This window comes from uncultured Campylobacter sp. (genome assembly GCF_938017615.1).
Classification (GTDB): Bacteria; Campylobacterota; Campylobacteria; order Campylobacterales; family Campylobacteraceae; genus Campylobacter_B.
Map to the genome: position 1 here is coordinate 1 of NZ_CALIJA010000002.1, position 13,062 is coordinate 13,062.

Consider the following 13,062-nt stretch of genomic DNA (forward strand, 5'->3'; position numbering starts at 1 on the left):
AAATTTTACAAAATCCCGCCGCTTTAAAATTTTAAAGCGGCGGAATTTCAGTTTTAAAATTAAACTCTTAAGACTTTGTAATTAAATTTGAAAATATAAGATTTTGCTATCTAAGCCTAATAACGCCGTCGTTTTCATTTAGAATTTTTGCAACTTCAGGCAATTTATATGTTTCCATGCAGAATTCATAATTTTGGCTTGCGCCTTTTCGTATCTCCAAACTAGCGTTTTTGCCCGTATCGATTGCGGTTATAGTAAAGCAGCTGACATAGCTCGTTGTGCCTATGCTAATCGAGTTCGGAGCTATCTGCTTGACCGTCATGCTTGTTATCTTGTCTGGATTTTCATCAAATCTACCTTGCGAGACGTAAAAATCAATATAGTCTTTTATCACGATTTGCAATTTTTTTGATAATGCCTCGTAGACCTCTTCTTTGCTCATTCTAGAGCCTTCAGTGAAAAATTTCGCCTCTTTTCTTAAAAGCCTACATTTCGGACTGATTGTATCATTTCTGCACTCCTCTAGTAGATAAGTTAGCCTATTTTTAGGTGCTGTAGAGTTCATCGGTAAACCCGTGGCGGCTAGAAATAGAAAGCATTCCACGTCGAATTCCGTATTTCGCACCTCTTTGCGCTCGCACATAGCTTTTTGTTTTTCATCTTGCGCCTTTACTTCTTGCCTTGATGCCGCTTGCATCATACTTTTATAGAAGATTTTAAAATACGCCATCGCGGCTCGTTCGCAGTTGTCGTAAATCTCTGCCGATTCTTTGGATAGATCGGCTAGGGCGCACGCCTCGGAGACGCTTTTTGCTTTATCCGGATTGGCGGCATAAAAATCCTCTGTTTGAATATCCTCTATCTCTCTCCTATCGCATCCTGCTAAGCTTAAGCTCAAAAGCACGCCTAACGATATCGCCAAGATCCTATTTTTCATGATAATTCCCTTATAATCATTGATTTTACGTCCGTATTCAAAGTAAAATTTTAAAATCCTCGAGCGAAAAGAGTAAAATTTTATCGCTTTTTAGGTTACGCAGCTCGCCGCTAAAGCCGCTTTTGGAAAACAGCGCGAGCAGATCGGGCGCGAGGTGCGCTTTTTCGCATTTGAGTATGAGCTCGTTTAGCACGTTTTTTGAAATTTTTCGCTCCTTGTATTTGCACTCGCCCGCGACGCAAAAGCTCTCAAATTTCGCGTAGATGTCGATCTCGACCTCTTTGTTCCAGAAGCTTGAAATTTGCGAAATCTCTAAATTTAAATACTTCGCGAGCAGTTCTTTGCTTAAAATTTCAAACCCGAGCCCCGCGTAGGCGTTGAAATCCGCTTTGATTAGGCTTAGCACGCGCTCTATCTCGCCGCGTCGCAGCGCGGGTAGGTTCGGCTCGATAAATCTAAACCAAAACCTCGCAAAGTTACTGCTAAAATGGACTTTGTCGGTGATATGGTAGCGGCGCAGCGCGCGCGGGAGGCGGTCGTTTTTGCGCTCTTTTTGCGCTCTTTGCTCGCTTGATTTTTCGGTGATTAAAAACTTCGCGTTTATGAGATCTGCGGTGATTTTTTGTGCCGTAAACCGCGGCAAGATTTTTGAAATTCCTATTTTTTTGCGGTCGCTTCTAGCGAATTTCATCAGCGCCTTTTTGATCTGCTCTTCGTACTCGCCGCCGAATTTAAAGCGCTCGCCGAGATGTTCAAAGCAGAGCAAAATTTCATTTTCGATCGCTTCAAAAACGTCCGCGTAGCCGCTTATACAGCCTATCTCGTCAAATACGAAATGAAACTGCAAAATCGCGTCGATACCAGCATCGCCTAAATTTCGCGCAGTGTCTTTTAACTCGTAAATTTCGCCCTCCTTGCGGGCGTAATTTTAGCGAGTTTGGATATAATTTGCAAAAATTTTGGAGTCGCGCTTTGGATTTTGAAACGATCAAAGAAAATATCATCTTAAAAGAGGGGGTCAAATACTTCGATTGCGCCGCCTCGGGCCTTGCGTATCGCCCTATAGAAGCGGAGATCGAGCGCGTACTTGCAACATATGCCAACGTCCACTCGTCAGGCGGAGCCAACGCCGAGATTACGAGCGATTACTACGAAAATGCAAGGGCTAAAATCAAAGAGCTTCTGGGCTGCGAGGAGCGCTACTATCTGATCTCCTGCGGTTTCGGCGCGACCGCGGCGATAAAAAAGCTCTGGGAAATTCTAGGCATCTACCTGCCGCCTGCGACGCGAGATAGGCTGAGTTTGCGGCGCGAGAGCTTAAAGCAGCTGCCGCTTTTCATCATCTCGCCTTTTGAGCATCACTCCGTTGAAATTAGCCTAAGGCAGGGGCTTTGCGAGGTCGTACGCGTGCCGCTAGATCCAAGCGGGCTGATGGACTTTGCGCGCTTGGGCGAAATTCTATCAGCAAACAAAGGGCGCGAAATTTACGGCGTGCTTACCGCAGCATCGAACGTGACGGGGCTTAAGATAGACTACAAGCGCGCTTACTTGATGCTAAAAGCGCACGGCGGGCGGCTGTTTGTGGACGCTAGCGCGCTCATCGCGCACGAAAACGTAGATCTCGGCTTTTGCGACGGAGTGTTTTTCGGCGCGCACAAGCTTTTAGGCGGCGTGGGCGCTAGCGGGATTTTGGCGGTACGAAAGGAACTTTTGCGCGGCGAGGAGCCGACATTCGCGGGAGGCGGCACGATCAAATACGCGGATGCCCTAACGCAGCGCTTTATAATCGACAAGGAGCGCTTGGAAGAGGCGGGCACGCCCGGCATCATCGCGCTGGTGCGGACATACCTCGCTCTAAAGCTTCGCAAAAGCGCGGGGCTAGAGGCGATCAAGTCGCGCGAAGAGGCTATTTGCAGGCGCTTTATAGGCAAAATTTCAAAAATCCCAGAGATTGAAATTTACGGCAATCTCACCGCGCCGCGCGTGCCGATCTTTGCTTTTAATATGAAAGGACTAGGCCCAGACGCGCTAGCCGGGGTACTCGGGCAGAAATTTGAGATCCAGACCCGCGCAGGCTGCGATTGCGCAGCACCTTACGGCTTTGATCTACTCGGTTTGCAGCCCGATACCGAAATGTCGCGCAAACCCGCTTGGGTGCGGGCTAGTTTCTCGTTTATCCACGATGAAAACGACGTGGATTTCTTGGCGGAGGCGCTAAGACAGATCGCTCAGATCCGCGATAAAATCACCTTCGTAGCAGGCAAATACCACTGCGGCAGCATAAATTAAGCTCGCGGAATTTTATAGCAAGAGCCGCTTTTAAATTTCGCGGCGCGGGGTTTTGCGACATAAAATTTTGTCGGTGAAATTTCGTAGCGTAAAATTTTATGGCTTGGAATTTTGAAGCGTAGAATTTTATGCGCGGCTCGGGCGGCAGATACTTCGTGCCGATTGGGACGTGAAATTCTTCGGCATAAAATTTCGTGGCTCTGAATTTTGAAATTTTAAATTGAGAGCTGAATTCTGGCGGTAAATTTTGTGCTGAGGAGTTTTGCGCCGCGGAATTTGAGCGGTAAAATTTGAAATTCCGCAAAGCCGAATTTTGCTAAGCAGAATTTCGCAACACAAGAATTCTACCGCAGAGCTTTGCGATAGCGTAGATTTGACGCAGACACGCCCGTCCGAAAACCAAATTAGGGCGCGAGCGCTTGCGATAAGAGCGCATTTTAAGAGGCGAAATTCTGCACAGCCAAAAGGCGCAAAATTTCACCTAATTTACTCGCCGAATTCCTTCTGCAGCCTGTAAATCTTATCATAATCGACCCCCTCGATGATGCGCGGACGCGAGGCGTTGAAATCCGCGTTTATCACCGAGCGAGCGGGATCGTACTCCGGTAGGTCGGTCATCTCTAAAATTTCTGCGATCGCGTGGATGAGATCGTCGTTTAAAAACGGCCTGTCTTTGGCTGCCGCGATGCGCGCCCAAAGATCAGCGTTTTGCTCTTTGAACTTATCCGATGCCATGAAAATCAGCGGGATTTCGAGCGTGAAGCGGTTGATGCCACCGTGGATTAGCTTGCCGCGGTACTGATAAAGGCTCTGAGCGTGGTCGCTGAAATAAACTATCAGCGTGTTGTCGCTTGCGAAAATTTTATAAATTTCGCTCACGATAAAATCGTTGTAAGCCACGGTGTTTAGGTAGTGCGCGAGCTCTTTTTTCTGCCCCTCATCAAGCGGCTCGCGCGAAATATCCGCGGCGCTAAATTTAGCAAAGCTTTTCGGATAGCGAAACTCGTAGCTCGGGTGCGAACCCATCAGATGAAGGATGAAAAATTTATCCTTTTTCTGCGTGCCATTTACCTCTGCGGCGGAGCTTTCGTCCTTGCGCGCAAGGGGCGATCTTTTCGCGCCCGATTTGAAATTTTTTATGCTAGGAAGCATAACTTCGTCGAGCGAGTAGGCGTATTTATAAACCGGGATTTGATTCGTAAAGTCCGAGTGATCCGTCATCTGCGCACTCGCGCCGCTTGCGACCGCCCACTGCCCGTAGCGCTCCTGGTTGCTGATCCAAAAGGTCTCGTAGTTTGCCAGCCGTGCGAGATTTACGATGTCGAGGTTGGCGCTCCACGGGCGCTGTTTTTCGCTCTCGTAATTTCCGAAATTTAGCACGTATTTTAACACGTCGTTGGTCTTAGCTCCAGGCGATACGACATCGCTAAAGGCGATTAGATTTCCGCTTTGCTCAAGCGCTTGCAGATTCGGCGTGGTAGGCAGATAGTAGCCGTATAGGCTCATAAAATTTCGCTGCAGGCTCTCTCCGATAATAAAAACGACGTTTGAGATGCGGTTTGGCGTGGTTTTATGCGAGTGTGAGGCGTAAATGCTTTGGTATCCCGCTTGCAGCTCGCGCACGCTTTTAAAATCGGCGCCGAAATAATCCTTCGTAACGAAAGCAAAGTTATAAATCGGAATTTTATTTAGCGCGATTATGATGCTGGCGCGCATTTTCGAGCTTTTGGCTACGTAGCTTTTAAACGCCGCATGTGCCGCAAAAACGAGCAAGCTAAGCAGAAAGACTAGCTTTATCGCGCGACATAGCTTCATTCGCGCTCGCTGGCCCACTCTAAGCTTAAGAGCGACGATGACGAATACTAAAAGTGCTAGAAAAGCCGCGATAAGCTTGAAATTTAAAAACGCGTGCGCGAACTCAAAGGCCTCCTTGGGCGTCGTTTGCACTAGCGCGTCCAGCGTGCCGTGCGAGTAGGTAAGCTCTAAGCTAAAGATCAAAAAAATCTGAGCGATCGCAAAGGCTACGTTTAGCGCCAAAAGCGCAAAGGCGAGAATTTTATATAGCCTAGCGCTGTAAAAGCTGAGCACGTAAAGCGCGAAAAAAAGTATCGTCACGCCGCAGATCGCAGACGCCACGAAAAACAGCGCCTGCGCAGAGAGCAGCTCGCCGCCGCGCGCGATAAGAAGCAACCCGAGCGCTAAATTTAATACTAAAACTAGCGCGTATGTGTTTAGTACCGCGCCGTCAAATACCGATAGGAGGCTAAATCTGTCTTTTAAAAATGCGCCGATATTTTTTGCCAGGCTCATGAAATTCCTTTGATGATTGCGTTTAAAAAACGAAGATGAAAAAGACGATGCCGATTAGAATTCTATAAATTCCAAACGGGATGAAATCAAACTTCGAAACGAAGCTTAGAAATAGCTTGATTGCCGCAAGCGCCACGACGAACGCCACTGCCCCGCCTATGAGAAAAGTCGTGATATTGTCGGAGTTTTGCGCGAAGGTGTCTAAATTTTTATAGGTGTCGTAAAAAGTCGCCGCAAACATCGTAGGGATCGCGAGCAGGAAGCTAAAGCGCGCGGCCAGGTTTCTGCTTAGCCCGCACAAAAGCCCCGCGATGATGGTGGCGCCGCTGCGCGAAGTGCCCGGTACCATCGCAAAACACTGCGAAAGCCCGATGATAAAGGCTTGAACGTATGAAATTTGATCCAGATGCTCTAGTTCATTCTCCCTAGGGTGCGCTTTGCGAAAGAGCTCTACCGCGATAAAAATAATGCCCCAGCCGATCAGCGCGTAGGCGACTGTTTGCGGCGCGAAGAGCGATTTGATGCTTTTATAGAGCAAAAATCCGATCGCGGCGGTAGGGATGAAGCCCATGACGAGCTTGCACCAGAGTTTAAAATCAACCAAAAGCCGCTTGTAAAACATCGCGACGACCGCCAGGATCGAGCCTAGCTGGATAACGACCTCGAAGCATTTAAGCGTATCGGTCTGCTGCAAGCCCATCAGTTTTGCGGCTAGGATCATGTGCCCGGTCGAGCTTACGGGCAGAAATTCCGTCAGCCCTTCGACGATGCCTAAAATCACGGCGTCAAATATATTCATCCATTTTTTCCTTTAAATTTGCTAAATTCTGCGTGATCGAAGCGGGTTTGTAGATCGCCTCTACCATAGCGATATAATCGGGCTTGAGGGCTAAAATTTCATTTAAATTTTCTAAGTTTATTCCGCCGATTACGGCGATTGGGAGCTTTAAAGATTTTCGCGCCTCTTGCACAAGCGCATCGGGGCAAAGCGGCGCATCAGGCTTTGTCTTGCCGCGCCTTAGAGAGCCGAAGGCTACGTAGCTAGCGCCCTGCGCCTCGGCCTTTTGCGCGCGAGCAAGATCAGCATAGCAGCTAACGCCGATGATCTTATCCGCGCCTAAAAACTCGCGCACCTGCGCCGTCTCGCCGTCATCCTTTCCGATATGCACGCCGTGCGCACCGAGCTTTTTGGCAAGCGTCGCATCGTCGTTTATGATGAGTTTGGCGCAGTAATCCTCGCAAAGACCGATTAGAGAGCGGATTAAAGCTTCATCCTGCGCGGCGAGCTTGCTGCGGTACTGCACGAGCTTTACGCTGCAGCGTAAAATTTCATCTATCTGCGAAAAGATAGTTTGCGGCGGCGTTAAGACATCGTCGCTAAGCGCGTAAATTTCACTCATCTATCTTTTTCGGCATCGGCACGCCGTTTAGAATGCAGTTGGTAACATCCCAAAATTTTGCGCTATACATTCCACGTTTAGCCTCTTTGGCTTCCTCGGCAGCTTTTAAAAGAAGTTCGCTATCGTCGGTTATCGGCACAGCAAATCCCGCCGCTACCAGGTCTAATCGCAGATTACTTTTAGGATCGCTTACGTCGCAAACATAGGCGTCATTGCCGCGATTGATTAAATTTACGTAGTAGCGCTTGCCTGGTTTTATCACGGACTCGAGAGTTTTTTTATATTCTTTATCGAATTTCCTTAGCTCTTTGGCGTCCGTTATGCACCTTGAAGCGCCCGCGGCGATTATATTTAAATTTTTTAAGTCGCAGGGAAAGAAGCGATCTTTTTGAGCCTTTCTGAAGGTAAAAACGAAGCTTCTGCCGTCATCGCCAAGACCTGCAAACGCGGCGATGCCGTATCTATCTTTTTGCTCCGCAAAGCTCTGCGTGCAGAGCAAAATCGCAAGTGTCAAAAATATCTTTTTCATAGGATTCCTCTTAGGCGGCGCAAATTCTACGAGAGGAATTTACGCCTAAATTTTGCGGATTATTTTAAATTATACTTTTCCAAAAGTTTTTCGTAGCTGCCGTCCTTTTTCATCTCCTCAAGCGCTGTGTTAAATTTAGCGAGCAGCTCGGGATACTTGCCCTTATCAAATGCGATCGAAAAGCCCTCGCTGCCGTCGGATTCTTTAAAAAATGCGGTTAGATCGTCATTTTTCTTAAGATACTCATAGCCCACGGACGAATCCACGCAAAGCGCATCGATCTTTTTGTTTTTCAGCGACATAACGGCTACAAAAACGTTCTCCGTAGCGCTAACCTCGGCGCCTTTGATATCTCTGATCGCAAGCTCTTGAATGGTGCCTAGCTGTGCGGCAAGGCGCTTACCCTGCAAGTCGGCTTTGGAATTTAACGAGTTATCGTCCTTGCGCTTGACATATAAATTTTCGACCTTGTAGTAAGGATTTGTGAAATCGATCGCCTTTTTGCGAGCCGGCGTCGCGCTCATTCCCGAGGCGATCATGTCGATCTTGCCACTTTTAATCGCAGGGATTAGCCCGTCAAAGCTCATATTTAAAATTTCATATTTAATCCCCGTGCGCTTTGCAAGCTCGGCTACCAGATCCATATCAAAGCCGGTAACCTTGGAGTTTTCATCCACAAACTCAAACGGCGGATACTCGGCGTTTGTACCTACGATGAGCGTATCTTTGGTGATGTCTTTAGCGACTAGCGAACCGCAAAGCAAAGCGCCCGCAACTAGAAATCTCATAAATTTTTTCATTTCCCTCTCCTTTAGTGGTTTAAAATTTTATTTAAAAATTCTTTTAATCTCGGATTTTGCGGATTTTCAAATACGTTTTTAGGCGTATCGTCCACAGCGATCTTGCCGCCCTCCATAAAAAAAATCCTATTCGCGACATTGCGTGCAAAGCCCATTTCGTGCGTTACCACAAGCATCGTAATGCCCTCTTTGGCGACCTCTTTCATTATACCTAACACCTCGCCGATCATCTCGGGATCTAACGCCGAGGTAGGCTCGTCGAATAAAATCACATCCGGATTTACTGCCAAACTTCTAGCGATTGCGATGCGTTGCTTTTGCCCGCCGCTAAGCTTGTGCGGATAAGTATAGGCCTTATCACTAAGACCGACCTTTTGTAACAGCTCCTCTGCTTTTGCGTAGGCTTGTTCTTTGGTATAGATCCCCGCTTTTATGGGCGCTAGAGTTAAATTTTCCAGCACGTTTTTATTTGCAAAGAGGTTGAAATGCTGAAACACCATACTAACTTTGCGGCGAATTTTATTAATATCAGTGTGCTTATCGGTAATATCCTCGCCGTCTATTTTAATAGTGCCGCCGCTTGGAATTTCAAGCAGATTTAAGCAACGCAAAAAGGTCGATTTACCGCCGCCACTTGGACCGATGATAGCTACGATATCGCCTTTATTTATGGTCTTTGAAATTCCTTTTAACACCGATAAATTGCCGTAGGATTTGGTTAAATTTGATATTTCAATCATTGCGGTTTAACCTACTTTCTAGCATTTTTACTAAAAACGAGAAAAATTTCACGCTTGCATAGTAAAGTACTGCGGCAAAAAGTATCGGCTGGACGGTATAAAGCGCAGCCTGCATACTTTTTGAAAAAAACGTAAGATCGGTGATTGCTACGAGGCCCACGACCGAGGTCTCTTTAAATAGGCTAATAAACTCATTTGCAAGCGCAGGCAGGATATTTTTTATCGCCTGCGGAAAGACGATCTCTTTCATCGCCGTGCCGTAGCCTAGCCCCATCGCGCGCGCAGCTTCCATCTGGCCGCGATCGACGCTATTTATGCCGCCGCGCACGATCTCCGCGACGTAAGCTGAGCTATTAAGCCCCAGCGCAAAGATCGCAGCTGCGATATTATTGCTCCACGTAGCAAAGATAACAAACACGAACACCATCAGCTGGATAACGATTGGAGTTCCGCGAATGATATCCACGTATTCATCGATAATGAAGCTTAGAAATTTATTGTTTAGAAATTTTAAAAATGCCAGCATAAATCCTAATGCGATACCGATCACGATGCCGCCGGAGGTCAAAATAAGAGTGATGCCGTAGCTTTTGGCGTATGAAATTTTTTGCGCTTCGCTCAGTTCGGGATAGGTGAAATAAAGCCCCACGGCGATTACAGTCAAAACAAATACGACCTTTAAAATTTTCTCGTTCAACCAAGGCGCCTTTTTCTTAAAATTTAAACGGCAAGAATACTAAAATTTCGTTAAAATCTGGCTAAATTCCGAAAGTAAAATTTTATTTGAAATAGAGTAAAATTAGCTTTTTTAAAAGGAGGCAACGATGAGCTTTTGGACCTATTGCGCAATCGCGATATATTTCGGCGCGCTTATTTTTATAGGTAGGTATTATTATGACAAGAATGCGAGCTTAAGCGAGTATCTGCTCGATAATCGCCGCCTAGGACCATTCGTAACGGCGCTTAGCGCGGGCGCTAGCGATATGAGCGGCTGGATGCTTTTGGGGGTGCCGGGCGCGATGTTTGCGACGGGGATTTGCAATATCTGGATAGCCCTAGGACTTTGCGTGGGCGCGTGGTGCAACTATAAATTTCTTGCCAAAAGGCTTAGAATTTACACTGAAGTAGCAAGCGACAGCGTCACGATCCCAGATTTTTTAGAAAACCGCTTCAAAGACCGCACCAAGACGCTTCGCATTATCTCGGGGCTTTTGATCATCATATTTTTTACGCTCTATGTTAGCAGCGGCATCATCGCAGGCGGCAAGACCTTTGAGAGCTTTTTCGGGCTAAATTTCACCTACGGCGCGGTCGCTACGATCTTAATCGTCGTGTTTTATACCTTTTTCGGCGGATTTAAGGCCGTCGCGATCACGGATGCGTTTCAGGGCGCGCTGATGTTTGCGGTGCTTATTTTGATCCCTCTGTTTTCTTATCGCGCGCTGCAGATCCCTGCGGACAGCTCCTTTTTGGCGCAGGTGCGGCTATACGGCGCGAGCCACCTCGATCTATTTTACAATCAAAGCTTCTTGGGCGTTTTGGGCCTACTTGCTTGGGGGCTCGGATACTTCGGTCAGCCGCATATCATCGTGCGTTTTATGGCGATTAGAAGCTCGCGCGAGCTTGATAGCGCGCGCCGCATCGGAATTTCGTGGATGGTGCTAGGACTAGTAGGCGCGATGCTTAGCGGCCTGATCGGCTTTGTGTATTTCTCGCAAAAGGGCCTTAGCATAGACGATCCCGAAAAAATTTTCCTAGAGCTTGGCAAAATTTTCTTTCACCCATTCATCCTAGGCGTGATAATCTCTGCTGTGCTGGCGGCGATTATGAGCACTATCTCAAGTCAGCTTTTGGTAAGCGCGAGCGCGGTTACGAAGGATTTTATCTTTGCGTTTTATAAAAAAGAGGTGAGCGAGCGCACGCAGACGCTAAGCAGCCGCATCGCCGTCGTGATCATCGCCGCAGTCGCTGCGATCTTGGCGTTCGGCTCAAACGATACGGTGCTAAACGTCGTGGGTAACGCTTGGGCGGGATTTGGCGCGAGCTTTGGAGCGGTGCTGCTTTTCAGCCTGTATTCTAAAAAGATGAGCGCACTCTCGGCTCTAGTAGGCATGCTCGTAGGCGGTATCACGGTCATTTGCTGGATCTTATCGGGGCTTTCGGCGGTCGTTTACGAGCTGCTGCCCGGTTTTTGCTTTTCGGCGCTTGCGATACTGCTCGTAAATCGCTACAACTCCGTGCTCGATAAGATGGCGGATGAGCCCAATGCCGCGCAAATTTCGCAGGAATTTGAAAAGATGAAAGAGCAGAGTTTGGGAAGCAAAAATGGCTAACGTAAAGTGCCCGCACTGCGGCTCGCAGATCGATATAGACGAGGCGCTGCAGCGCGATATCAAGGCCAAATTTGAAGATGAAATTTTGCAGCAGAAGCGAAAGTGGCAGCAGCAGCAAAACGAAGCCACGCTTAAATTTGAAGCCGAGATCGCCGCTAAGCGCGAGGAGTACGCGAAGCATCTGGCGCAGCTGCAAGCGAAGGAAAACGCATTCGAGCAGCGCGTAAAAGCGGCGACCGATTCCGCGCTAAACAGCGAGCGGGAGAAAATTTTAGCGCTCGCAAAATCTCAGATCGAGAGCGAAAATGCGGCGAAATTTGAAATTTTACAAAAGGAGCTGCAAGAAAAATCGCAAAGAATTTCCGAGCTAAATTTAATAAAGGCCGAAATGGAAGCGCAGAAGCGTAAATTTAGCGAGCTTGAAGCCGAGAATAAAGCTAAATCCGAGATCGAGCTAACCAACCGCGTAAACCAAGAGCGCGAGCGGCTTTCGAAGCAAATTTCGCAGGAAAACGAGCTGAAATTCCGCCAAAAAGATGAGCAGATCCAAAGCCTGATCGGTCAAATAAACGAGCTCAAGCGCCGCTCTGAGGTGGGCTCGCAGCAGCTTCAGGGCGAGGTACAGGAGCTCGCGCTGCAGGAGTATCTGCGGCTAAACTTTCCTTTGGACGAGATAGATGAGGTCAAAAAGGGCGCGCGCGGCGCGGACTGCGTACAGATGGTGCATACGAGGGAGTTTGCGGGCTGCGGTAAAATTTTATACGAGAGCAAGCGCACGAAAAGCTTCGAGCCCAAATGGATCGACAAACTCAAAGACGATATGATAGGCGAGGGCGCGCAGATCGGCGTTATCGTCACCGAGCAGATGCCGCCTCACAGCCCTAGGCTGCACCAAGCGCCGAGCGATGCTAGCATCTGGATCTGTTCGTTTGAGGAATTTAAGGGGCTTTGCGCCGTCTTGCGCGAACACGTCGTGGCGCTTGCGTTTGCTAAAAGATCGGGGCAAAATCAAGATAGCAAAACGGCGATGCTCTACGACTATCTAACCTCGCCCGAGTTTGCAAACCAGATAAAGACGATCGTATCGGCATTCGTCGGCATGCAAGAGAGCCTAAATAAGGAGCGCAACGCGATGGAGCGCATCTGGAAACAGCGTGAAAAACAGATCGCGCGTGCGCGAGACGGCGCGATCGCGATGCACGCAAGCATCAGAAGCATCGCAGGAAACGGCGTAGCGCAGCTAGAGGACGTCGATGAAATTTTAAGCCTCGAGGCGATCGCGGCGGAGAGCGAAGCGGACGCGCTTCAAAACCAAGACGGCGACGAGACGCCATAGCGGCGTGCGGACGTGTCGCCGTCTGAACGAAATGCGAGGCGGCCTTGCGTCGTGAGGCTCAAATTTTGTAAAGTAACACGATATTTGTCCGCGGACAAGTGGTGCTAAAATTTCAAGAAATAATTGTTGTATGCTTTTGGGTTTGCGAGGTTGGAATTTTACTTGCGAATTTTATACTGGCAGAAATACGCCGCACTGTGTAGTGTGGAAATTTCACATGTAAAATTTTAAATTCATAATTAAGGAAGCGCTTCACGTCGCGAAAATTTGATTTGGAATTTCTATCTTGTATCTCAATTAGGAAGATTTTACACTAAAAGCTATAGCAAAATTTTAGGAATTCGCTTTGCCGTACCATAAAAATTTTAAAATTTTGGTTCGCAAAATT

Annotated in this window: 13 protein-coding genes; 3 read left to right on the forward strand and 10 right to left on the reverse strand. The window is 47.8% G+C overall.

What is annotated here, in order from left to right; all coding sequences use genetic code 11:
* Nucleotides 1–106: 106 nt before the first annotated feature.
* A complete protein-coding gene (locus tag Q0620_RS00025) occupies nt 107–937 on the reverse strand; it encodes a hypothetical protein (protein WP_298782572.1) in 831 nt (276 codons plus the stop codon).
* Between the two features lie 37 nt (nt 938–974).
* Nucleotides 975–1,784, reverse strand: a complete 810-nt coding sequence (locus tag Q0620_RS00030) for a DUF234 domain-containing protein (protein ID WP_298782574.1) — start codon at nt 1,782–1,784, stop codon at nt 975–977.
* A 101-nt stretch (nt 1,785–1,885) separates the two neighbouring features.
* Here Q0620_RS00030 and Q0620_RS00035 point away from each other — a divergent pair, with 101 nt between their 5' ends.
* A complete protein-coding gene (locus Q0620_RS00035) occupies nt 1,886–3,226 on the forward strand; it encodes an aminotransferase class V-fold PLP-dependent enzyme (protein WP_298782576.1) in 1,341 nt (446 codons plus the stop codon).
* Here Q0620_RS00035 and Q0620_RS00040 read toward each other — a convergent pair.
* The 8 genes from Q0620_RS00040 to Q0620_RS00075 form a co-directional block, all read right to left on the reverse strand.
* Nucleotides 3,183–3,530, reverse strand: coding sequence for a hypothetical protein (locus Q0620_RS00040; protein ID WP_297949783.1), 348 nt, complete (start codon nt 3,528–3,530; stop codon nt 3,183–3,185). The two genes, Q0620_RS00035 and Q0620_RS00040, sit on opposite strands and share 44 nt — an antisense overlap.
* A gap of 182 nt (nt 3,531–3,712) precedes the next feature.
* A complete protein-coding gene (locus tag Q0620_RS00045; protein ID WP_298782578.1) occupies nt 3,713–5,536 on the reverse strand; it encodes a phosphoethanolamine transferase in 1,824 nt (607 codons plus the stop codon).
* A 22-nt stretch (nt 5,537–5,558) separates the two neighbouring features.
* Nucleotides 5,559–6,335, reverse strand: coding sequence for an undecaprenyl-diphosphate phosphatase (locus tag Q0620_RS00050; RefSeq protein ID WP_298782580.1), 777 nt, complete (start codon nt 6,333–6,335; stop codon nt 5,559–5,561).
* Nucleotides 6,322–6,936, reverse strand: coding sequence for a thiamine phosphate synthase (gene thiE, locus Q0620_RS00055; RefSeq protein WP_298782582.1), 615 nt, complete (start codon nt 6,934–6,936; stop codon nt 6,322–6,324). Before thiE ends, Q0620_RS00050 begins: the two co-directional genes overlap by 14 nt.
* A complete protein-coding gene (locus Q0620_RS00060; protein ID WP_298782584.1) occupies nt 6,929–7,465 on the reverse strand; it encodes a hypothetical protein in 537 nt (178 codons plus the stop codon). The genes thiE and Q0620_RS00060 overlap by 8 nt, the downstream gene beginning before the upstream one ends.
* A gap of 59 nt (nt 7,466–7,524) precedes the next feature.
* Complete coding sequence (locus Q0620_RS00065; protein WP_298782586.1) at nt 7,525–8,265, reverse strand: basic amino acid ABC transporter substrate-binding protein; 741 nt, start codon at nt 8,263–8,265, stop codon at nt 7,525–7,527.
* A gap of 11 nt (nt 8,266–8,276) precedes the next feature.
* On the reverse strand, nt 8,277–9,005 hold the full coding sequence (locus Q0620_RS00070) for an amino acid ABC transporter ATP-binding protein (RefSeq protein ID WP_297916355.1): 729 nt from the start codon (nt 9,003–9,005) through the stop codon (nt 8,277–8,279).
* Nucleotides 8,998–9,660: an amino acid ABC transporter permease gene (locus Q0620_RS00075; RefSeq protein ID WP_298782591.1), complete on the reverse strand. Its 663-nt coding sequence runs from the start codon at nt 9,658–9,660 to the stop codon at nt 8,998–9,000. The genes Q0620_RS00070 and Q0620_RS00075 overlap by 8 nt, the downstream gene beginning before the upstream one ends.
* Before the next feature lie 169 nt (nt 9,661–9,829).
* Between Q0620_RS00075 and putP the strand changes: the two genes are divergently transcribed.
* Nucleotides 9,830–11,338, forward strand: a complete 1,509-nt coding sequence (gene putP, locus Q0620_RS00080) for a sodium/proline symporter PutP (RefSeq protein ID WP_298782589.1) — start codon at nt 9,830–9,832, stop codon at nt 11,336–11,338.
* The gene (locus tag Q0620_RS00085; RefSeq protein WP_297924241.1) at nt 11,331–12,674 is read left to right on the forward strand and encodes a DUF2130 domain-containing protein; all 1,344 of its coding nucleotides are present in this window, start codon (nt 11,331–11,333) and stop codon (nt 12,672–12,674) included. The genes putP and Q0620_RS00085 overlap by 8 nt, the downstream gene beginning before the upstream one ends.
* The last annotated feature ends 388 nt before the right edge of the window (nt 12,675–13,062 follow it).